Source organism: Dictyoglomus sp. GBS (genome assembly GCF_055179815.1).
On sequence record NZ_CM143687.1, the window covers coordinates 1,399,124 to 1,421,119 of the forward strand.

Below are 21,996 nucleotides of genomic sequence, written 5' to 3' on the forward strand. Positions count from 1 at the left end.
AATGTGGAATGTGATAATTACTGGTATAGCAAGCTTTCTTACGGATATAAGCACAGAAATGTTCTATCCTTTAATATCTTTCTATCTTCTTGCCTTAGGTGCTGGACCTGCCATATTAGGAATAGTAGAAGGTTTTGCAGAAAGTATAGCATCTCTTTTAAAAGTTTATTCAGGTTATATTTCAGATAAAATTAGAAAAAGAAAACCCATTGCAATAGCAGGATACGCTCTTTCAGCCTTTGGTAAAATCTTTTTATATCTTGCAGGTTCATGGATTGGAGTTTTTATTGGTAGACTCCTTGACAGATTTGGCAAAGGAATAAGGACCGCTCCTCGAGACGCACTTATTGCGGAATCTTCTATAGAAAATCGAGGAAAAGCATTTGGACTTCATAGAGCAATGGATACTCTTGGGGCTTTTTTTGGGGTTCTAATATCCATATGGATAATAAGTTCTTTGGGAATCAAAGAAACATCTTCTAATTTATCTCTTTACATACCTACCTTTAAAAAGATAATACTAATAAGCATAATCCCAGCCTTTCTTGGTGTCTTAATATTATTCCTTGCAAAAGAAACCATGAAACATAATTCAACATCTAAATTAACTTTAAAAATAAAATGGAAGGATCTGGATAAAAGATTGAAAGCTTTTCTAATATTTACTTTTATATTTACGCTCGGAAATTCCTCTAACCAGTTTCTATTTTTAAGATCAAAGAATTTAGGTGCATCAATGCTTGATGCACTTTATCTTTATCTTTTATACAACTTAGTTTATACATTATTTTCATTTCCTGCGGGCGCTTTATCAGATAAAATAGGACGCAAAAAAATCTTGATCATAGGATATTTATTCTATGGTTTAGTATATTTAGGCTTTGGATTTGTATCTAAATTTTCCTATTTATGGCTACTTTTTGGACTTTATGGACTTTATATATCCTTTACAGAAGGAGTTGAAAAAGCCCTTATTGCAGATCTCGCACCACCAGATTTAAGGGCTACGGTAATTGGTCTTCACGCCACCTTAGTGGGTATAGGATTATTCCCAGCCTCCTTTTTAGCAGGTCTTTTATGGAGTTATTTTGGTCCATCTGCCCCTTTTCTTTTTGGAGGATTTTTAGGAATACTTTCAGCTATAGGATTAATCTTTATTCTTTAACATTTTCATAGTATAATTAATAAAATTATGAAAGATGAGGAAGGCTTACTTCAGGAATTATTACAAGCATCAAATAATAAATATTCTTCAGAAAACCTGAAGAAAGCCTTCCTCTTTGCACAAAAGGCTCATAAAGATCAATTTAGAAAATCTGGAGAACCATACATAACTCATCCTGTTGAGGTTGCCAAAATACTCATGAATCTTGGAATGGATGAAACTGTAGTAATAGCAGGTTTGCTTCACGATGTTTTAGAAGACACAAATATCACCCCTTTAGAATTGGAAAAAGAATTTGGAAAAGATGTTCTTTCCTTGGTAGATGCTATTACAAAATTAGAAAGATTAAGTTTTTACCCCACAGAAGCTTATAAAGCTCAAAATTTGAGAAAAATGTTTATAGCTATGGCGAAAGACATAAGAGTAATAATAGTCAAGCTTGCAGATAGATTACATAATATGCAAACTCTTCAATATCATGATGAAGAAAAAAGAAAAAGAATAGCAAAAGAAACCTTAGAAATCTATGCACCCCTTGCTCATAGATTAGGTGTTTGGGACATAAAGTGGAGATTAGAAGATTTAGCTTTTAGATATTTAGAACCAGATAAATATCATTACGTAGCCAATAAAGTAGCTGAAACTAGAAAAAAGAGAGAAGAATTTATTGAGAAAGCCATTGAAATAATTAAAGAAGAACTTAAAAAAGCTAACATAGAGGCAGAAGTCACTGGAAGAGCAAAACACCTTTATAGCATTTATCAAAAAATGATTCGTAGAGGAATTGAAATAGAAGAAATGTATGATTTATTAGGAGTAAGAATTATAGTAAATAATGAGATAGAATGTTATGAAGTATTAGGAATTACCCATAATTTATGGAGACCAGTTCCTGGAAGATTCAAAGATTATATTGCCAATAAAAAATCTAATAACTACCAATCACTTCATACTACAGTGATTGCTATGGATGGAAAACCCCTTGAAGTACAGATTAGAACATGGGAAATGCATAGAATAGCAGAATACGGAGTTGCTGCACATTGGCTTTATAAAGAAGAGATAAAGAAGCCCGATTCTTTTGAAGAAAAATTATCATGGTTAAGACAACTACTTGAATGGCAAAAAGAATTGATGGATGATCAAGAATTCTTAGATTCTATAAGAAGTGATCTTTTTGAAAGAGAGATCTATGTTTTTACTCCTAAAGGAGATATTATTGCTCTACCTCAAGGATCAACTCCTTTAGATTTTGCCTATGCTATACATACTGAAGTGGGCCATAGATGTAAAGGAGCTAAAGTAAACGGTAAAATAGTTCCTTTAAATTATGTTCTTCAAAATGGAGATATTGTCGAAATCATAACAAGTAAAGAAGAGGGAAAACCAAGTAGGGACTGGCTTAATATTGTAAGAACAAGTCAAGCTAAAAATAAGATAAAGCAATACTTTAAAAAATTAGCAAGAGAAGAAACACTTCAAAAAGCCAAAGAAACTATCGAGAATGAAATAAAGAAAAATGAAGATTGGCTAAAAGAAGTGTTAAATAAAGATGAGATTTCTATAAATGATTTGTTAGAATCTTCCATTGGTAAGAATTTCTTGAATGAACATGGTTTCAAAGAAATAGAGTCTTTCTTACTTAGCATAGGTACTGGAGAAATAACCCCTCAACAATTTATTGAGAGGTTTAAGAAGGAGCTTAAAAAAGAAATTATTGTGACTTTGGGGGAAACTGAAAAAAACAAATTAGTAGAAGGTCTCGAAATATCTGGATTAGATAATATTATGATCAGAATTGCAGAATGTTGTAACCCTATACCAGGAGACCAAGTTATTGGTTATGTATCAAAAGGAAGGGGCATAGTGGTACATAGAAAAGATTGTCCTAATCTTTTACACCTTAAAAATAGATACCCAGAAAGAGTTATTACTATTGAATGGCAAAAACTCAAAGGTGGAGGAAAATATAAAACAGGTATCGAGATAGATGCTATAGATAGAGTAGGCTTATTGAAAGATCTAATAGAGAGAATCTCACAGGCAAGAATAAATATATTGGACTTAGGAACAAAGGTTGGAAAAGATGGCATAGCAAGAATAAAAGTAGTTGTAGAGATTGACAATCCTTTAACCTTCAATTATCTTATGGAAGAGATAAAAAAATTATCTGATGTCATTTCAGTTAGAAGAGCTGTGAGAATATAAATGAGAACAGTCATACAAAGAGTAAAGAGAGCAGAGGTAAGAGTAAAAGGAGAAGTAATAGGTAAAATTTCTCAAGGACTTCTAATTCTCTTGGGAATAGCTCAAGAAGATACAGAAGAAGATATTATAATGTTAGCAGACAAAATCATTAACTTAAGAATTTTCTCAGATAAAGAGGGAAAAATGAACTTAAGCATTAAAGAAATAAATGGAGAAATCCTTGTAGTTTCTCAATTTACCTTATATGCTGATTGTAGAAGAGGAAGAAGACCCGATTTTACAAGGGCTGCAGAAAAAGAAAAAGCCTATTTTCTCTACAAAAAATTTATAGAATATATAAAAACACATATAGATAAAGTACAAGAAGGAGAATTTCAAGCTTACATGGAAGTTGAATTAATAAATGATGGTCCAGTAACTATTATAATTGATACCGAAGATCTTAAAAAACCAAGGAGGGCTAAAGAATGAACATGGAACTTCCCCGTGGAGTACAAGATATACTTCCTGAAGATATCCCATATTGGCAACTTGTAGAAAACACAGCCAGAAAACTTTTTGAATCTTATAACTATGAAGAAATAAGGACTCCCATATTTGAATACACAGAACTTTTTAGAAAAGGCACTGGCGAAACTACAGATATTGTAATGAAAGAAATGTATACCTTTACAGATAAAAAGGGGCGTTCTCTCACACTAAGGCCAGAAGGTACTCCAGGAGTTATAAGAGCCTTTCTCACAAACAAAATATATAATCAGAAACCTGTATGGAAAGTATATTACATTGGTCCTATGTTTAGATACGAAAGACCTCAAGCAGGAAGATATAGACAATTTCATCAATTAGGAATAGAGGTTTTAGGAAGAAAAGATCCATATATAGATTTTGAGGTAATAAAATTAGCAGTAGATCTTTTGAAAAACCTTAAGTTAGAAAATTTAGAAGTGGAAATAAATTCGTTAGGTTGCATAAAATGTAGACCAAATTATAGAGAAGCTCTTATAAGCTATTTCAGAAAATACGAAGACCAACTTTCCCCCATAGATAAAGAAAGATTAGAAAGAAATCCATTAAGATTACTTGACTCAAAAGATGAAAAACTTATTGCTTTAAAAGATCAGGCTCCACAACCCATTGATTATCTTTGCGATGAATGTAAAATTCACTTTGAAAAAGTACAGAAATATTTAAGTTTAGATAATATCAAATATAAATTAAACCCAAAGCTGGTAAGAGGACTTGATTATTATACAAGAACCGTATTTGAGATTACCACCACAACTCTTGGATCTCAGAATGCAGTAGTCGGGGGAGGAAGGTATGATAATTTAGTAGAAACTTACGGTGGTCCATCCATCCCTGGCCTTGGTTTTGCTCTTGGTATAGAAAGACTTATTATTCTTTTAAAACAGCAAAACCATATATCTCTACCTTATATCCCTCTTATATTTATTACCCTTTCTGAAGATTATGTGGAGACAGGCATAAAACTTGCGAACATATTAAGAACAAAATATAGAGTTGATATAGGTTCTCCCCAAGAAAATTTAAGAACTCAATTAAAATGGGCAGATAAATTAGGGAGTTTTATTGTAATATTCTTAACTGAAGTAATCGAAAAAAATAAACTTAAGATAAAGAATTTTAAAACAGGAGAAGAAAAATATACAGATTTAAACTTCAATACTATCTTAGAAGACATTGAGACTATGCTATAATTACAAAGAATTTCACACAAGGGAAAGGTGGGAAAGATTTTGAAAAGGAACTATTATTGTGGAGAAATAAACTCAAAAAATATAGGTGAAACAGTAATTTTAAGTGGATGGGTACATAGAATTAGGCATCATGGTGGACTTATCTTTGTAGATCTTAGAGATAGAGGTGGAATTATTCAATTAGTATTTGATCCATCTATTTCTCAGGAAAGCTATGACATTGCAGATAATTTAGGTAATGAATGGGTAATAACAGTAGAGGGCAAAGTTAGAAAAAGACCTGAAGGAATGGAAAATCTTAAAATACCAACAGGAGAAATTGAAATCGAAGTAAGAAAAATAAAAGTAGAAAATACAGCTAAACCCCTTCCCTTTAACCTATGGAGCAATAAGGAGATTGATGAAACAGTTAGATTAAAATATAGGTATTTAGATCTAAGAAGAGAAAAAATGCAATATAATATAACCTTTAGGCATAAATTTATTCTTTCCATAAGAAATTTCTTATCTAAAAAAGGTTTTATAGAAATCGAAACCCCATATTTAATTGTAAGTACTCCCGAAGGAGCACGTGATTTTTTAATACCAAGTCGACTTCAGCCTGGAAAATTCTATGCTCTCCCCCAATCCCCTCAATTATTTAAACAAATTCTTATGGTATCAGGATTTGATAAATATTTTCAAATAGCGAGATGCTTTAGAGATGAGGATTTAAGAGCTGATAGACAACCTGAGTTTACCCAGCTCGATATGGAAATGTCTTTTATAGATCAAGAAGATGTATTTAATATTATAGAAGAGTTATTTAAAATAACTCTTAGAGAGACTTTAGATATGGAAATCCAAATCCCCTTTATCAGATTAACTTATGATGAAGCTATGAACACATATGGAAGTGATAAACCCGACTTAAGATACGATCTAAAAATAACTGACGTAACAGATCTTTTTTCAAATTTCTCCTTAGAGTTTATAAAAAATACTATCGCAAACAATGGTGTGGTAAAAGGAATAATGTTGAGAGGAATAATACCAACAAGGAGAGATTGGAGCATCATAGAGAACAAAGTAAAAGAATTAAAAGGTAAAGGAATAATGTGGTTCTCTTATGCGGATGGTGAATTAAAATCTTCCATTAACAAATATCTAAGTGACGAAGATAAGGCTAAAATCATTGAAACATTAAATTTAAAACCTGGAGATTCCTTTTTTAGTATTGCAGGTGAGTGGAAAGAGGTAGTAAAAATCCTTGGAATCGTGAGATTAGAGCTTACCCAAATATTTAATATTCCTAAAAAAGAAGGACTTTTTTTCCTTTGGGTTACAGACTTCCCTCTTTTCGAATATGATGAAGAAGAAAAAAGAATTGTAGCTGAACATCATCCATTTACTTCTCCCAAAGAGGAAGATCTTCCCTTATTAGACACCAATCCATTGAAGGTTAGAGCTCAGTGTTATGATTTAGTATTAAATGGTACTGAATTAGGGAGTGGAAGTATAAGAATTCATCAAAGAGAAATTCAAGAAAAAATATTTAATATATTAAATATTTCTCCTGAAGATGCAAAGAAAAAATTTGGATTTCTTTTAGAAGCCTTTGAATATGGAGCTCCACCCCATGGAGGTATAGCGTTAGGGATAGATAGAATAGTTGCTATTCTTACTAATTCCCCATCTTTAAGAGATGTGATTGCTTTTCCAAAGACTCAAAGTGGGACTTGTCTTTTAACAGGAGCTCCCTCAGAAGTTGATCCAAAACAATTAGAAGAAGTACATATTAAAGTAGTCCTACCTGAAGGAGAGAATTAAATGAATTTCTATGAAAAAGCTATTGAGCTTCATAAAGAGAAAAAAGGTAAATTGGAGATAAAGCCTAAAGTACCATTAGAGAATAAAACCGATCTTTCTTTGGCTTATACGCCTGGGGTTGCAGGAGTATCTCAAGCTATCCATAAAAAATCTGATTTAGTTTATGACTTCACTATAAAAGCAAATACCGTAGCAGTTGTTAGCGATGGTTCTGCAGTTTTAGGTCTTGGAAACATCGGTCCTTTAGGAGCTATACCCGTAATGGAAGGGAAGGCAATATTATTTAAGAAGTTTGCCAATATAGATGCTTTTCCTATATGCTTAAATACACAAGACCCAGAAAAAATAATAGAAATTGTTTATAATATATCTCCTATATTTGGAGGGATTAACCTTGAAGATATATCAGCACCAAACTGTTTTTATATTGAAGAAAAACTCATTGAACTATTAGATATACCTGTATTTCATGATGACCAACATGGTACTGCAATAGTAACTTACGCAGCTCTCATAAATGCCTTAAAACTAAAGAATTTAAAACTGAATGAAATAAAAATAGTGATATTAGGGGCGGGAGCTGCAGGAATAGCTATAGCAAAATTTCTTATTTCTGAAGGTGCAAAAAATATTAGATTAGTTGATCGTCATGGTATCATATATCCAGGAAGAAAAGATGGTATGAATCCTGAAAAAGAAAAAATAGCATCAATAATTAATCCTGAAAAAGAAAAGGGAGAATTAAAAGATGCCCTAAAAGATGCTCACGTGTTCATTGGTGTTTCTCAGGCAAATCTTTTATCTCCAGAGTATATAAAATTGATGAAAAAAGACCCTATTATTTTTGCCATGGCCAATCCTGTTCCAGAAATAATGCCTGAAGTTGCCCAAAAAGTGGGTGTAAGGATAATAGGTACTGGAAGATCTGATTATCCTAACCAAATAAATAATCTCCTCGCTTTTCCAGGTGTATTTAGAGGAGCCTTACTTGTCAGAGCAAGAGAAATAAATCAAGAAATGAAACTCTCTGCTTCTTTTGCCATTGCATCCTTAATCGAGGAACCAAGAGAAGACTACTTAATACCCTCCCCGCTTGACAAAAGAGTAGTTCCAAAAGTAGCGGAAGAGGTTGCTAAAGCGGCCATACGTACTAATGTAGCGAGAACGTTTAAAACAGAAGAAGAGATAAGGAAGGAATTGAAAATTATGTTAGGAGGAGAAGAAGATGAATAAAGAATTTAATACCATTGTTGTAATAGGATCTCAATGGGGAGATGAGGGAAAAGGAAAAATTATAGATATTATTTCACAAAATGCTGATGCAGTTGTAAGATTCAATGGAGGAAATAACGCTGGCCATACAGTGATAGTTAAAAATAAAACCTTTAAATTTAGACTTCTCCCATCCGGTATAGTTTCCGAAAAGGTAATTAATATAATTGCCACAGGAGTAATTGTCAATCTACCGGCTTTAGTAGAAGAGATTGAAGAATTAGAGAAAAACGGTATAAAGATAAAAAATCTTTACATTAGTGATAGATCTCCTTTAGTTTTGCCATACCATCCTATATTGGATAAATTTTTTGAAGAAAAAAGAGAAAAATCCAAAATAGGTACAACCGCAAGAGGTATAGGACCAGCTTACAGTGATTACATTGCAAGAGATAGTCTAAGAATAGGAGATCTACTCGATAAAGAATACTTTAGAGAAAGAATAACTCAAATATATGACTTTAAATCGAAAATATTATCTGAAGAATCTCTTGGATATAAAATAGAGGAAATTTATAATTCCCAAATAGAAGCTATAGAAAAATTATCACAAAAAGGTGTAATAATTACAGATACCTCTAAGCTTATAAATGATCTGATTGATTCAGGAAAAAAGGTATTATTTGAAGCTGCACAAGGCACTCTTCTTGATATTTATTATGGTACATATCCTTATGTTACCTCTTCATTTACCATAGCAGGAGGAGTATGCGTAGGAGCTGGAATAGGTCCTCAAAAAATTAAAAAAATAATAGGTGTAATAAAGGGATATACATCACGAGTTGGAGAAGGACCATTTCCAAGTGAAATTCACGACTCTATAGCAGAATATATAAGAGAGAAAGGACAAGAATATGGTACAGTAACTAGAAGACCTCGCCGTGTAGGTTGGTTGGATCTTGTAGCATTACGATATGCAAAAAGAATAAATAACTTTACAAGCATTGCTATTACTAAATTAGACGTATTGAGCGGTCTTGAGAAATTGAAGATTGTAGTAGGATATAGATATAAAGGAAAATTAATTGATGAATTTCCTTCTTCTTTAAATGTATTAAAAGATTGTGAACCTATTTTTGAAGAGATACCAGGATGGAAAGAAAATCTATTGGGAATATTAGATATCTCAAAATTACCTCAAAATACTATTAAATATTTAGAAATGATTGAAAAGGAATTAGATACAAAAATCGAAATAATAGGAACAGGACCCGAAAGAAACGACATAATTATAGTAAAAGATCCTTGGGAATTATAGATGGAAATAGTAAGTAAATCTTCAGAACATACATATAAAATCGGAAAAACTATTGGAGAAAAGTTAAAACCAAGAGATATTTTAGCATTAATAGGAGATTTAGGAAGTGGAAAAACCACCTTTGTTAAAGGATTAGCTGAAGGCCTTGATATTAAAAATCCAATAAATTCTCCTTCTTTTCTGATAATAAAGGAATATAAAGGTAAATATCCATTCCTTCATATAGATGTATATCGTCTAAACAATCCTGAAATAGAACTTTTTAATATTGGTTTTGAAGAGTATCTTAAGGATGACTACATTATTGCCATAGAATGGGCTGATAGAATTTTGAATTACTTACCTGATAAAAGACTTGAAATTGAATTTCTTCATATGAGTAATAACGAAAGAAAAATAATATTTAAACCTAAAGGAGAAAGATATAAAAATCTCATAGAGGAGCTTAAAGAATGTTTATTTTAAGCATAAATACAGCATCCAATAAGAGCAATATTGTTTTGTGGAAAGACGGAGAAATTTATGAGCTTTTTTATTCTACTAATTCCAGAACATATGGTGAGACATTAACGAGTAATTTACAAGAGCTTCTAAAAAAATCAAAATGGAATTTAAAAGATGTGGATATTTTTAGCGTAATCACAGGACCAGGATCATTTACAGGTCTAAGAATAGGAGTAGTTACTATAAAAACTTTAGCCCAAATCTATAAGAAACCAACTGTTGGAATATCATATTTAGAAGCCTTAGCCTCTCAGATTGCTTTTAAAGGATTAAAAGTACCAATTTTGTCTGCAAGAAAGGGAGAGATACATGCAGGTTTTTATGTGGATGAAGATCCTATCTATCCTGAAGATGTTTATCCATACGATACATTTCTAAGCCTGCTAAATAGATTTAGTAAAGACAATCATACAATAGTAACTGGAGATACACCTGAAGATCTAAAATTATTACTTCCTAAAAATATAATATTAACCCCAGAATTTATAAACTCAATCAGAGGAGAAACCCTCATATACATTACATTGAAAAAATATCAAAATGGGTATGTTAAAGACTATTCAACTCTACTTCCTGATTATAGACAAAAATCAAGTGCAGAAATTAACTGGGAGAGAAGACATGAAAGAACAGAATCAAAAAACTGAAATAAATATAGAAATAAGACCAATGAAATTTGAAGACATAGATTCTGTTGATGAAATAAATAAGTTATCTTTCTCTAATCCTTGGAGTAGAGAGAGCTTTGAAAAAGAATTAACATCTAATAAAATTGCAAGATATTTTGTGGCTGTACACAACGAAAAAGTTGTCGGCTTTGTAGGGCTTTGGCTTATATTTCAAGAAGCCCAAATAACCACAATAGCAGTACATCCTGATTATAGAGGAAGAAAAATCGGAGATAGATTAATGGATTTTGTTATAGATTATTGTCTTAAAAATCAAGTTAGAAATATAATCTTAGAAGTTAGAGTATCCAATACTATTGCCCAAAATCTATATTATAAAAAGGGCTTTCAAAAAATAGGTGTTAGAAAATGGTATTATAAAGATGGAGAAGATGCCTTAGTAATGGTAAAAAAGTTCTTTCTTTAAGGGGAAACTAATGATAACAATTGGTATTGAAACTTCTTGTGATGAGACAAGTATAGCATTAGTAGAGGACGGAACTAAGATTTTAAGCAACATAGTTTCATCACAAATAGACATTCATAAAATATACGGGGGTGTAGTCCCAGAAGTTGCATCAAGGCTCCATGTAGAGGTTATAAATAAACTTATTGATGTGGCCTTAGAAAAAGCAAATTTAAGTTTTAAAGACATAGATTTAATAGCAGTTACCCATGGTCCTGGTCTAATTGGATCATTATGGGTAGGAATAATGGTAGGAAAAACCTTATCCTTAGCATTGGAAAAACCAATTGTTGGAGTAAATCATCTTGAGGGACATATTTTTGCCAACTTCTTAAGAGAAGATCCCCCTACATTTCCCTTTATATCTCTTATAATATCAGGAGGACACACAGAATATCTTTTAGTGGAAGGAATAAGAAAGTATAAATTATTAGGACAAACTTTGGATGATGCTGCTGGAGAAGCTTTTGATAAAGTGGCAAGAATATTAGGATTAAGTTATCCTGGTGGTCCAGAAATAGAAAAAGTAGCAAAGAATGGAAACCCAGTTTTCAATCTCCCTAAGGTAAAATGCGATAGAGATTTAGATATAAGCTTTAGCGGATTAAAAACAGCTATATTGTATCTTGTAAGGGATTTAAAAAATGAAGGGAAAGAAATTCCAGTAGCAGATATAGCTGCCTCTTTTCAGAAAAGAGTAGTGGAAGAATTAATAGAAAGAGCACTAATTGCTGTAAAAAAATTTAAAATTAATACATTAGTACTTTCTGGTGGTGTGATAGCAAATAGTTATTTACAAGAAAGGTTCAAAAAAATCTCTGTGGAGGAAAAGATAAAACTCTATTTACCCCCTAAAGAATTGTGTACCGATAATGCAGCCATGGTTGCTTCCGCAGGGTACCACCTATATAAAAATGGATATGTAAATGATCTTTCTTTATCAGCTATTCCAGATCTACCCTTAGGAGGTAGTTAATGAATAATTTGAACCGTACCCTCAAATCAGGGTTAAAATTTTCCATAGTAATAAGTGCAATTATTTTTGTAATTATCTTATTTTTTACTACAGATTCAAGAACTTGGAATGCTCTACTTACTCTTAAATGGAATTATGTCTTATATATTCTTCTCCTTAATTTTTTAAGCTGGATATTTGCAGCAATTAGATACAAAATTCTTATAAAAGGTTTGGAAGGGGTAAATATAAAATTAATAGAGGCCTTACAAATACACCTTGCTTATTATTTTGCATCAAGCATAACCCCTACATCAGCAGGTGGCGAACCCTTAGAAATATACCTTCTTTCAAAGAAAAATATTAAAGTTGGACAAGCAACAGCATTAAGTCTTTTCAGATATGTTATTAATTCTCTAACTTTTGCTATTTCTTCACCTATTGTAATATATTTTTATTCTTATCTTTTTCCTCAACAAATAATTAAAAGATTAGTTCAATATAGCGCCTTACTCTTTTTCTTAATTGTTTTAGGTTTTATATTTGCACTGTACAAACCAAGACCTATTATAAGATTTATTGCTTATATTCTTCTCAAGTTAAGGAAACTGCCCTTCCTATCGAAAATACATCCTTATAAAATATTAAGAGTTGTCAATAATACTGTAAAAGATTTTCATAGCACTCTTTGGCTCTTCATAAAAGATAAAAAACTTACTATGTTCGGCTTTTTCTTCTTCAATCTTCTTTCTTGGTTTACCTATTTTTTAATAGCACCAGTTCTTATGATGAGTTTCCATTTGAAAGTTAATATAATCTCCGTAGTTTTAGTACAAATTCCAATCTTCTTCTTAATGTTCTATGTTCCCACACCAGGAGGAAGTGGAGTCATTGAAATTCTTCTTTCCCTCGCCTTTGCCCCCTTTGTACCCAAGTATATCTTGGGAATTTATATAATATTATGGCGAACATTTACCCATTATGTCACGTTATTAGCAGGTGCATTTGACTTCATATATGTCCTTGGGATCAAAAATTGAGAATAGGAAAAAATATAAAAAAGAGGTGATTATTCAATGATGAATACAAAAATAAAGGTAAACATAATATTTAAGCCAGGTATACCTTCTGCAAGAACAAAAGGTGGTGGAGATCAAACTGCTTGTAAGATGTTATATGAAGCTCTTAAAAAAAGAAATGATATAGAAGTCTATTATAATGGTCTTGTCAAAGATGGACCTTACGATATCCTTCATTTCCATTCCTTTGGAGATGTCTTCTTCAAATACGTAAAGAAAGAAAACAAAAGTAAAATTGTATTTACAGCTCATGTAATAGCAGATACCATGTTAGGTAGTGCTTTATTAGCTGAAAAATGGAAAGGTCTTTTTTCTCAATATCTTCTTCTCTTTTATAATCAGGCAGATGTAGTTATTGCTGTCTCCCCGTTAGAAGTAGAAAAATTAAAGGAAATGGGAGTAAAAACTAAGATTGTTTTTATACCAAATGGTGTGGATTTAAGTTTATTTAAGAAAGATGAAAATTTAAGAAGAAAGACAAGAGAAGAATTTAATATAAAAGACGATGACATTGTACTTTTAAGTGTAGGTCACATGATAAAAAGAAAAGGTTTTGATACTTTTGCAAAAATGGCTGAAAGATTGCCTCAATACAAATTTGTTTGGGTTGGCGGTATTCCTTTCTCATTCTTAAGTGGAGGATATTCTGAAATAAAGAAAATTATTAAAAATCCTCCAGAAAATCTAATCTTATCAGGTCCATGTCCTCACGATGAACTCAACAAATTTTATAACATGGCTGATATTTTCTTTTTCCCATCAAGACAAGAAAACTTTAGTATTGCTGTCCTTGAAGCATCAGCTGTAGGCTTACCTCTACTTTTAAGAGATTTAAAAGAATACAAAGAACCTTTATCCCCCAATTATGTATCAGGTACAGAAGAAACATTTGAAGAAAATATAAAACTTCTTGCCGAAAACAAAAACTTAAGAGAAGAATACTCTAAAAAAGCCTTGAAAATTGCTGAGAAATACAATATAGAAAGAGTTGCCGATGAAACTGTAAAAGTATATAAAGAAATATTAAATCTGTCATGAAAATAGCATTCTTTACAAATAACTATTTACCAAATACAGGAGGAGCTGCCATAGCTGTAGAAAGCTATAGAGAAGCTTTGGAGAAGCTTGGTCATGAAGTTCATGTATTTGCTCCCAAATATCCACCATGGTTCCCTAAATACAAAGAAGACAATGAAAAACATATAATAAGATTTCCGTCTATTGCATTAAGATTTATAACTCCTCAACCGTTACCCCTATATTTCTCTTTCTTAGTAGAAGATTACTTTAGAAAACAAGATTTTGATATTGTCCATTCACATCATCCGTTTGTAATAGGAAAAACTGCTCTTAAACTTGCTAAAAAGTATAATAAACCAATTGTTTTTACCCATCATACTCAATACCATAAATATGTGCATTATATTCCCTTAATACCCCAAACCATAACCTCCAAAATTGCCATAAAAGAAAGCGTAAAATACTCTAATCAAGTAGATCTTGTAATTGCTCCCACAAAAGAAATTAAAGATATGATAATCAATTTTGGTGTAAAAACAAGAATAGAAGTCATACCTACAGGTATAGATTTTTCTTTATGGGAAAAACCTATTTCTAAAGATTTTTTAGACAAATTTCCATGGAAAGACAAAAAGATATTACTTTATGCTGGAAGACTTGCTAAAGAGAAAAATCTTGAATTTTTAATTCAAGCTCTTTCAAAATTATTAAAAGAAAGAGATGATATTGTGTTTTTAATTGTTGGTGATGGAGAAGAAAGAAAAAATCTGGAAAATCTTACAGAAAAATTAGATATAAAAGACAAGGTTATTTTCTTAGGATGGCATCCAAGAGAAGAGCTAATTTATTATTATAAAATAGCCCATATATTTGTTTTTGCATCCACCACAGAAACCCAAGGTTTAGTTACCTTAGAAGCTATGGCAGGAGGATGTGCTGTAGTAGCAGTAGAAGCCCCAGGCACAATAAGCTTAGTAGAAAATGGTAAAGAGGGTTTATTAGCGCAAGAAGATTACAATGATTTCTATCAAAAAGTTCTATATCTACTTAATAACGAATCACTTCTACATAATATGAAAAACAATGCAATTAAGAAGGCTACTCAGTTTTCGATAATGGAAAGCGCAAAGAAATTGGAAGAATTATATAAAGAAATCATAAAAAACAAAGAAAAAAATAAAAAAATTATAGAAAAATAAGAATTTTTGACATATATTTGCCATTTTTTTGCGTATTTTTCTGTTGAATAGATATTTAAAGTTAATATATATTTATTTTGGTTTTAGCACTCATCTACTTAGATTGCTAATAAAATTATGAAAGGAGGTCGAGACTTGTGAAATTGCGTCCTATTGGTGATCGTGTAGTGGTCAAGGTTATTGAGCAAGAAGAAAAAACAAAAGGAGGTATTGTTCTTCCTGACACTGCAAAAGAAAAACCCCAGCAAGGAAAAGTAATAGCAGTAGGTACTGGCAGAATCCTTGATAATGGGCAAAAAGTCCCATTAGAAATCAAAGAGGGAGATAGAGTTATTTTTGCAAAATATGCTGGTACTGAAGTAAAAATTGAAGGTGAAGAATATCTCATCCTTAGTGAGAGAGATATCTTAGCTGTAATTGAAGAGTAAAAAAATTTAAAAAAGGAGGGAGAGAATATGGCAGCCAAATTAGTTAGCCTTGACATGCAAGCAAGAACAGCACTTATAAGAGGACTTGATATCGTAGCAGATACTGTAAAAATTACTTTAGGACCTAAAGGAAGAAACGTAGTACTTGAAAAGAAATTTGGAGCACCTGTTATCACTAACGATGGTGTAACCATTGCTAAAGAAATAGACCTTGAGGATCCATTTGAAAACATGGGTGCTCAACTTGTAAAAGAAGTAGCTTCCAAAACTAATGATGTAGCAGGTGACGGTACAACCACAGCTACAGTACTTGCTCAAGCATTAGTACATGAAGGAATGAAGCATGTAGTAGCTGGAGCTAACCCCATGTATGTAAGAAGAGGAATAGAAAAGGCAGTAGAGGCAGTAGTAGAAGAACTTAAAAAGATTGCAAAACCTGTAGAAACAAAAGATGATATAGCCCATGTTGCAGCCATTTCTGCTAATAACGATGAAGAAATTGGAAAATTAATTGCTGAAGCAATGGATAAAGTTGGAAAAGACGGAGTAATAACTGTAGAAGAATCTCAAGGTATTACAACTACCTTAGAACTTGTTGAGGGAATGCAATTTGATAGAGGTTACCTTTCTGCATATATGATTACAGATCCTGAAAGAATGGAAGCAGTATTAGAAGAACCATACATACTCATAACTGATAGAAAAATAAGTGCAGTAAGTGATATTCTTCCAATACTTGAGAAAGTTGTTCAAACTGGAAAGCCATTAGTAATAATTGCAGAGGATGTAGAAGGTGAAGCATTAGCTACTCTTGTAGTCAATAAATTACGTGGCGTTCTCCAATCCTTAGCTGTAAAAGCTCCTGGATTTGGAGATAGAAGAAAAGCAATGTTACAAGATATCGCTATCTTAACTGGTGGAGAGTTCATCTCTGAAGAAACAGGAATAAAACTTGAGAATGTAACATTGAATATGCTTGGAAGAGCAGAAAAAGTAAGAGCCAATAAAGACAAGACTACCATTATTGGAGGAAAAGGAAATAGAAAAGATATTGAGGCAAGAATAGCTCAAATTAAGAAACAATTAGAAGAGACTGATTCTGAATTTGATAGAGAAAAATTACAAGAAAGACTTGCAAAACTTGCTGGTGGAGTTGCTGTAATTAAAGTAGGAGCAGCTACTGAGGTAGAGCTTAAAGAGAAAAAACATAGAATTGAAGATGCTTTATCTGCTACAAGAGCTGCAGTAGAAGAAGGAATCGTACCTGGCGGTGGTGTGGCTCTTGTAAGAACTATTAAAGTTCTTGATAATGTAAAAGTAGAAAATGAAGATGAAAGGATTGGATTAGAAATTGTAAGAAGATCCCTTGATGTACCATTAAAGCTCATTGCTACCAATGCTGGTAAAGAAGGATCTATTATTGCAGAAAAAGTCAAAGAGATGGATGGGCCAATGGGATATGATGCTGCAAAAGATAGATTTGTAAATATGTTTGAAGCTGGAATTGTAGATCCTTGCAAAGTAACAAGATCTGCATTACAAAATGCTGCAAGTATAGCTGCATTAGTACTCACTACAGAAGGTCTTGTGGCTGAGAAACCAGAAAAAGAAAAGCAAACTCCACCTCCACCACCTGAGTACTAATTGAAAACAAAAGCCCCCAAGATTCTCTTGGGGGCTTTATTTATTATGAGAATAGCATTCTTCACAAATAACTATTTGCCTAATACTGGAGGAGCTGCTATTTCTGTTGAAACATATAGATTTGCATTAGAAAAATTGGGACATGAAGTATATGTTTTTGCACCAAAATATCCAAAATGGTTTCCTTCCCATAATAATGGAGATAGAATTTTTCGTTATCCTGCATTATTTATAAAACAAATTACAATTCATCCCATTCCTATACCTTTTTCTTTCTTCATTGAGAACTATTTTAGAGATAAAAATTTTGATATTATTCATTCTCATCATCCATATATTATTGGTAAAACTGCATTAAAATTTTCCCAAAAATATAATATACCTATAGTTTTCACATATCATACTCTTTATCATAAATATGTTCATTATATTCCTCTTATACCTCAAAAAATTAAAGAATGGTTTGCAATCAAAAGTAGTGTTGATTATGCCAATAAAACAAACTTAGTTATTGCTCCCTCCACCGAAGTTAAGGAAATGATTAAAAATTTTGGTGTAAAAACTAAAATAGAAGTATTACCTACAGGCATTGATTTTTCATTGTGGGAAAAGGATATTCCAGATAAATTTAAATATGACCCAAGATGGTTTGGGAAAAAAATTTTATTATATGCTGGTAGACTTGCGAAAGAAAAAAATGTAGATTTTCTTCTAAGGTCTCTAACTCCTTTATTAAAAGAAAGAGAAGATGTAATTTTATTAATTGTAGGAGGAGGAGATGAAAGGTATAATTTAATTAATCTTGCAAAAAAAGTAGAAATTTTGGATAAAGCTCTATTTTTAGGATGGTATCCACGAGAAAAATTAGTATATTTCTATAAAATTGCTGATATTTTTGTGTTTTCGTCAACTACAGAGACTCAGGGACTTGTAACCTTAGAAGCAATGGCAGGAGGATGTGCTGTGGTTGCAGTTAGAGCTACAGGGAGTGAAAGTCTTATTACTCATGGGATAGAAGGATTTTTAGTGAATGAGGAGGAAGAAGAATTTAGAGAATATGTAAAAATTTTATTATCAAATAATGATCTCTCAGAGAAAATGAAAAAAAATGCTCAAATAAAATCAAAAGAATTTTCTATTGATAAAAATGCTAAGAAATTGGAAGAATTATATTATTCCCTTCTTAAATGAAGTTAATATTTTTTTACAACCTCTTCTCTTATCTCAAAAAGTGCATTTACAACATCAGGATTATAAAATTTCCCAGACAAAGCTTTTATTTCTTCCAAAACCTCTTCTATAGGTCTTTCTGGCTTATAAGGTCTCTTACTTGCCATAGCATCAATACTATCAGCAACTGCTACAATAGCACCACTTATAGGAATTTCCTTACCAGAAAGTCCTTTTGGATATCCTGATCCATTCCATCTTTCATGATGTGTTAATGCAATTTCTGCACCCTTTTTTAGAATTGATGACGAACTCTTATTTAAAATCTCATATCCTATCAAAGTATGTTTTTTCATTATTTCATACTCATATGGAAAAAGTTTTGCAGGCTTTAAAAGAATACTATCAGGAATTCCAATTTTCCCTATATCATGGAGAGGAGAAGAAAGCCTAATTTCACTTACCTCTAACTCATCAAGCCCTAATTTTTCTGCTAATTTTCCAGAAAGCCATCCTACTCTTAAGGTATGTTCATAGGTTTCATCATCTCTATATTCAGAAACCTTATACATAATATTCAAAATTTCCATGGTAAAATCTTTGTTTTTATTTATTAATTCTTCAATAGTCTTCTGAGATAACTCTTTCTCGGAAAAAAGAGAAACTATTAAAGAATGTCTGAATTTATGAAAAGGAAGATATTTCTCTGCCAAAAGGATTTTTGCATATAGTTCAGAAAGATCAATAGGTTTTGTGATATAATCATCTGCACCTGCAAAGGCTGATTTTTTCATCATATCTAAATCTTTATATGCTGTAAGCATAATTACCACGACAGGATAACCTAAATCTCTTATTCTCTTTGTAGTTTCTAAACCATTCATTATAGGCATAGATATATCCATTAAAACTATATCCACTTCATTACTCTTCAAAATTTCCAATGCCTTTTTCCCATTTTCTGCCTCTATTACTTCGTATCTTTTACTTTGTAGAAATTTTACTAAGAAATTTCTTGATTCTATGTCATCTTCTACTATCATTATTTTCATAATTTATTATTCCTCCTTATTACATAAAAGATAATATTCCTTTTACCAGATAGTTTATCAATGTTTCCCAGAATAATTTCTGAGGATAAAAATTCTTCTTCAGTTAAAAGAATCAAAAATGTGTCATAAAAAGAAAGATCGTTTATTGTCAGATTATAAAATTCTCTTAAGACATATTCTTTATTTAATTTTCCCAAAATCCTCTCTGCTAAAGAAATATATTCCTTAGTATTTTCGGAATAAATTAAAAGAATTTTATTACCTACAATTATTTTTATTTTCTCAACAACTTCTCTGATATCTGTCCCCTTTTCAATAAAATACTCTTCTAAATCTCTTCTCCTTGCTCCTGTGTAAAAAACAAATTTTGTATTTTTTAATATTGGCTCTTCTTTTAATCTTTTGACAAGCTCTTCACCACTTATATCTGGAAGACCTAAGGTTGTAATTACCACATCAGGGGTATGCTCCAATGCCTTGATATAACCTTCTTCTCCATTTTCTGCTTCAATAATGCTGAAATCTTTCAATGTTTTTTTAAGAAGATTTCTTGTTTCTTTATCTTGATCTATAATAAGCACCTGAACATGCTCTTTCTGCTCAAAAGATGTTGGGCGAATTAATCGTGGCATCTCAACCCTAAAAATAGACCCCTTATCTACCTCACTTTCTACATGTATACTTCCTTTAAGAAGCTCAACAAACTTTTTAACAATAGTAAGTCCTAAACCAGAGCTTTCTAAGGTTCTCTCTCCAAAGAAAGGCTCAAATATACGAGGAATATTTTCTGAGGGGATACCTTTCCCTGTATCTTTTACTTCTATTATTATCTTATTCTTTATTACCTCTAACCTTCCTTTTATTTCTCCTTTCTCTGTATATTTCACAGCATTAGAAAGAAGATTTGAGATTATAGTAATTAAAATCTGATAATCAGATGAAAAGGGAGAGTCACCAATAAAATCAAAACTAAACTCCAATCCTTTCTCTTTTGCAAGATTTCTATAATTATCAATTATTTGATATAAGTTTTCAAAATATATAAGCTCTGATTTAACTGATATCCTTCCAGTTTCAACACGTGAAAGATCAATAAGATTATCAATAAGTTCTTTACTTCTTGATACTCCTGTTTTTATTGCTTCAATTGGCTTTTCTAAGTGAGAGATATCACCATATATTCCTGATTCCATAAGTTGAAGATTTCCATAAATTACATTAAGAGGTGTTTTTAACTCATGAGATATAGCCCTCATAAAGTTTACTCTATACTCATCTAATTGTTTTATCTTTTCTAAGGAATAATTAAGTTCTTTTTTTAAAATTAATTCCTGAAGTCTACTTTTAAGATTAAATAATATATTTCTTAATGTTTCTATGTTTGTCTCCTCAAGTCCATTATAAAAGATGGATGTATCTAAAATACCAATATTATTCCAATTCTTATAAAAATTAATATCCTCAGGAAGTTCTTCCTTTGTTTTATATATAAGTTTATTCTTATTAAATATTACAAAATCTTCTTGGGAACTTAGATCAAGAATCTTAGGCATTTCTCTTAATTTTTTCAACAATTCATCAATAGAATTAGACTCTATCAATAACTGCTGAATTTTATTTATTTTTTGAAATAAACTCTCATTATTAATGATCTTTTTATATAAATCTTCTATCTCCCCACCATATTTACATACTAAATTCTCCATCTCTCTAAAAGGTATAAAAACTTTTTCTATCATTGCTCCTAAAACAAGAATTACTGCACTTGAAACAAGAAAGGCATGTCCAACTACAAATTGATTTGTAAAGACATTTTCCCCATAAGATGTAAAAGTAAGATTTGAGAGTCCTGCAAAAAAGAGCCCTAAGGGTAAAGGTTTCACATGTCTTGAAAGATAGGATGAGATAAAAAGAATACACGCATATAATATTTCCAAAAAAGATTTTAGAAAAGTAGTTTTTCCTTCAACATAAAAAATTTTGTCAGGAATATATAAAGAAAGAATAATAAGCAAAATAGATAAAATAAGAGGGCTATATAAAGCTTTCTTAAAAAACCAAGGAGTTTCTTTCTTATTTAGAAGATAAACAGTAATAAAACTTCCAATTGCAAAAAGTCCCCTTGCATATATCCAATATTCTACTGCAAGTCCAAGAGATAATTGATAAAATCCAGGGTAAAGCATAGCATGAATTCCTTCTAATATAGCAGTCCCCAAAACTAAAAAACCAAAAAATATGATAGAAGAATCTTTTATTTTTTTAGGAAGAATAGAAAAAAGAATAAAAATCACATAATAAGAGAAAATAACAGTATTTTCCCAAACCATATGGGTAATATAATCATATCCTAAAAAAGTCCCCCAAAGTAAGATTAC

The 21,996-nt window shown here is 31.4% G+C and carries 19 protein-coding genes; 17 read left to right on the forward strand and 2 right to left on the reverse strand.

Going from position 1 to position 21,996, the window contains the following annotated elements; genetic code table 11:
* Position 1 precedes the first annotated feature (1 nt).
* The 17 genes from ACY3IT_RS07045 to ACY3IT_RS07125 all read left to right on the forward strand — a co-directional run bounded on the left by ACY3IT_RS07045 (position 2) and on the right by ACY3IT_RS07125 (position 18,587).
* The gene (locus ACY3IT_RS07045) at positions 2 to 1,165 is read left to right on the forward strand and encodes an MFS transporter (protein WP_463082247.1); all 1,164 of its coding nucleotides are present in this window, start codon (positions 2 to 4) and stop codon (positions 1,163 to 1,165) included.
* A 27-nt stretch (positions 1,166 to 1,192) separates the two neighbouring features.
* The gene (locus ACY3IT_RS07050) at positions 1,193 to 3,373 is read left to right on the forward strand and encodes a RelA/SpoT family protein (RefSeq protein WP_463082248.1); all 2,181 of its coding nucleotides are present in this window, start codon (positions 1,193 to 1,195) and stop codon (positions 3,371 to 3,373) included.
* On the forward strand, positions 3,374 to 3,844 hold the full coding sequence (gene dtd, locus ACY3IT_RS07055; protein WP_463082249.1) for a D-aminoacyl-tRNA deacylase: 471 nt from the start codon (positions 3,374 to 3,376) through the stop codon (positions 3,842 to 3,844).
* Positions 3,841 to 5,094, forward strand: a complete 1,254-nt coding sequence (hisS, locus tag ACY3IT_RS07060) for a histidine--tRNA ligase (protein ID WP_463082250.1) — start codon at positions 3,841 to 3,843, stop codon at positions 5,092 to 5,094. The genes dtd and hisS overlap by 4 nt, the downstream gene beginning before the upstream one ends.
* A 39-nt stretch (positions 5,095 to 5,133) precedes the next feature.
* The gene (aspS, locus tag ACY3IT_RS07065) at positions 5,134 to 6,903 is read left to right on the forward strand and encodes an aspartate--tRNA ligase (RefSeq protein ID WP_463082251.1); all 1,770 of its coding nucleotides are present in this window, start codon (positions 5,134 to 5,136) and stop codon (positions 6,901 to 6,903) included.
* Positions 6,904 to 8,136, forward strand: coding sequence for an NAD(P)-dependent malic enzyme (locus tag ACY3IT_RS07070; protein ID WP_463082252.1), 1,233 nt, complete (start codon positions 6,904 to 6,906; stop codon positions 8,134 to 8,136). It begins immediately after the preceding gene.
* The gene (locus ACY3IT_RS07075) at positions 8,129 to 9,433 is read left to right on the forward strand and encodes an adenylosuccinate synthase (protein WP_463082253.1); all 1,305 of its coding nucleotides are present in this window, start codon (positions 8,129 to 8,131) and stop codon (positions 9,431 to 9,433) included. The genes ACY3IT_RS07070 and ACY3IT_RS07075 overlap by 8 nt, the downstream gene beginning before the upstream one ends.
* Complete coding sequence (gene tsaE / locus ACY3IT_RS07080; RefSeq protein WP_463082254.1) at positions 9,434 to 9,898, forward strand: tRNA (adenosine(37)-N6)-threonylcarbamoyltransferase complex ATPase subunit type 1 TsaE; 465 nt, start codon at positions 9,434 to 9,436, stop codon at positions 9,896 to 9,898.
* Positions 9,886 to 10,584: a tRNA (adenosine(37)-N6)-threonylcarbamoyltransferase complex dimerization subunit type 1 TsaB gene (gene tsaB, locus ACY3IT_RS07085; protein ID WP_463082255.1), complete on the forward strand. Its 699-nt coding sequence runs from the start codon at positions 9,886 to 9,888 to the stop codon at positions 10,582 to 10,584. The genes tsaE and tsaB overlap by 13 nt, the downstream gene beginning before the upstream one ends.
* On the forward strand, positions 10,559 to 11,032 hold the full coding sequence (rimI, locus tag ACY3IT_RS07090) for a ribosomal protein S18-alanine N-acetyltransferase (protein ID WP_463082256.1): 474 nt from the start codon (positions 10,559 to 10,561) through the stop codon (positions 11,030 to 11,032). The genes tsaB and rimI overlap by 26 nt, the downstream gene beginning before the upstream one ends.
* Before the next feature lie 10 nt (positions 11,033 to 11,042).
* Positions 11,043 to 12,047, forward strand: a complete 1,005-nt coding sequence (gene tsaD / locus ACY3IT_RS07095; RefSeq protein WP_463082257.1) for a tRNA (adenosine(37)-N6)-threonylcarbamoyltransferase complex transferase subunit TsaD — start codon at positions 11,043 to 11,045, stop codon at positions 12,045 to 12,047.
* Positions 12,047 to 13,066 carry a lysylphosphatidylglycerol synthase transmembrane domain-containing protein gene (locus ACY3IT_RS07100; RefSeq protein ID WP_463082258.1) on the forward strand — a complete coding sequence of 340 codons (1,020 nt, stop codon included), beginning with the start codon at positions 12,047 to 12,049 and terminating at the stop codon, positions 13,064 to 13,066. The genes tsaD and ACY3IT_RS07100 overlap by 1 nt, the downstream gene beginning before the upstream one ends.
* A gap of 36 nt (positions 13,067 to 13,102) precedes the next feature.
* Positions 13,103 to 14,143, forward strand: coding sequence for a glycosyltransferase family 4 protein (locus ACY3IT_RS07105; RefSeq protein ID WP_463082259.1), 1,041 nt, complete (start codon positions 13,103 to 13,105; stop codon positions 14,141 to 14,143).
* Positions 14,140 to 15,324: a glycosyltransferase family 4 protein gene (locus tag ACY3IT_RS07110; protein WP_463082260.1), complete on the forward strand. Its 1,185-nt coding sequence runs from the start codon at positions 14,140 to 14,142 to the stop codon at positions 15,322 to 15,324. Before ACY3IT_RS07105 ends, ACY3IT_RS07110 begins: the two co-directional genes overlap by 4 nt.
* Positions 15,325 to 15,461: 137 nt before the next feature.
* Positions 15,462 to 15,752, forward strand: a complete 291-nt coding sequence (gene groES, locus ACY3IT_RS07115) for a co-chaperone GroES (protein ID WP_148805409.1) — start codon at positions 15,462 to 15,464, stop codon at positions 15,750 to 15,752.
* 27 nt (positions 15,753 to 15,779) lie between these two features.
* Positions 15,780 to 17,396 (forward strand): chaperonin GroEL, encoded by a 1,617-nt coding sequence (gene groL / locus ACY3IT_RS07120; RefSeq protein WP_463082261.1) that lies wholly within the window; start codon positions 15,780 to 15,782, stop codon positions 17,394 to 17,396.
* A 45-nt stretch (positions 17,397 to 17,441) separates the two neighbouring features.
* Positions 17,442 to 18,587 (forward strand): glycosyltransferase family 4 protein, encoded by a 1,146-nt coding sequence (locus ACY3IT_RS07125; protein ID WP_463082262.1) that lies wholly within the window; start codon positions 17,442 to 17,444, stop codon positions 18,585 to 18,587.
* A gap of 2 nt (positions 18,588 to 18,589) precedes the next feature.
* Here the strand turns inward: ACY3IT_RS07125 and ACY3IT_RS07130 are convergent, their stop codons facing one another.
* Positions 18,590 to 19,618, reverse strand: coding sequence for a response regulator (locus ACY3IT_RS07130; RefSeq protein WP_463082263.1), 1,029 nt, complete (start codon positions 19,616 to 19,618; stop codon positions 18,590 to 18,592).
* A complete protein-coding gene (locus ACY3IT_RS07135) occupies positions 19,615 to 21,948 on the reverse strand; it encodes an ATP-binding protein (protein ID WP_463082264.1) in 2,334 nt (777 codons plus the stop codon). The genes ACY3IT_RS07130 and ACY3IT_RS07135 overlap by 4 nt, the downstream gene beginning before the upstream one ends.
* Positions 21,949 to 21,996 lie beyond the last annotated feature (48 nt).

Excerpts from the sequence above, each read along its gene's own strand:
- ACY3IT_RS07045 (WP_463082247.1), top strand. The coding sequence starts at position 2 with ATGTGGAATGTGATAATTACTGGTATAGCAAGCTTTCTTACGGATATA.
- ACY3IT_RS07050 (WP_463082248.1), top strand. The coding sequence starts at position 1,193 with ATGAAAGATGAGGAAGGCTTACTTCAGGAATTATTACAAGCATCAAAT.
- dtd (WP_463082249.1), top strand. The coding sequence starts at position 3,374 with ATGAGAACAGTCATACAAAGAGTAAAGAGAGCAGAGGTAAGAGTAAAA.
- ACY3IT_RS07135 (WP_463082264.1), bottom strand. The coding sequence starts at position 21,948 with ATGGTTTGGGAAAATACTGTTATTTTCTCTTATTATGTGATTTTTATT.
- ACY3IT_RS07075 (WP_463082253.1), top strand. The coding sequence starts at position 8,129 with ATGAATAAAGAATTTAATACCATTGTTGTAATAGGATCTCAATGGGGA.
- ACY3IT_RS07070 (WP_463082252.1), top strand. The coding sequence starts at position 6,904 with ATGAATTTCTATGAAAAAGCTATTGAGCTTCATAAAGAGAAAAAAGGT.
- ACY3IT_RS07110 (WP_463082260.1), top strand. The coding sequence starts at position 14,140 with ATGAAAATAGCATTCTTTACAAATAACTATTTACCAAATACAGGAGGA.
- hisS (WP_463082250.1), top strand. The coding sequence starts at position 3,841 with ATGAACATGGAACTTCCCCGTGGAGTACAAGATATACTTCCTGAAGAT.
- ACY3IT_RS07100 (WP_463082258.1), top strand. The coding sequence starts at position 12,047 with ATGAATAATTTGAACCGTACCCTCAAATCAGGGTTAAAATTTTCCATA.
- ACY3IT_RS07105 (WP_463082259.1), top strand. The coding sequence starts at position 13,103 with ATGATGAATACAAAAATAAAGGTAAACATAATATTTAAGCCAGGTATA.
- groL (WP_463082261.1), top strand. The coding sequence starts at position 15,780 with ATGGCAGCCAAATTAGTTAGCCTTGACATGCAAGCAAGAACAGCACTT.
- rimI (WP_463082256.1), top strand. The coding sequence starts at position 10,559 with ATGAAAGAACAGAATCAAAAAACTGAAATAAATATAGAAATAAGACCA.
- ACY3IT_RS07125 (WP_463082262.1), top strand. The coding sequence starts at position 17,442 with ATGAGAATAGCATTCTTCACAAATAACTATTTGCCTAATACTGGAGGA.
- tsaB (WP_463082255.1), top strand. The coding sequence starts at position 9,886 with ATGTTTATTTTAAGCATAAATACAGCATCCAATAAGAGCAATATTGTT.
- ACY3IT_RS07130 (WP_463082263.1), bottom strand. The coding sequence starts at position 19,618 with ATGAAAATAATGATAGTAGAAGATGACATAGAATCAAGAAATTTCTTA.
- tsaD (WP_463082257.1), top strand. The coding sequence starts at position 11,043 with ATGATAACAATTGGTATTGAAACTTCTTGTGATGAGACAAGTATAGCA.
- tsaE (WP_463082254.1), top strand. The coding sequence starts at position 9,434 with ATGGAAATAGTAAGTAAATCTTCAGAACATACATATAAAATCGGAAAA.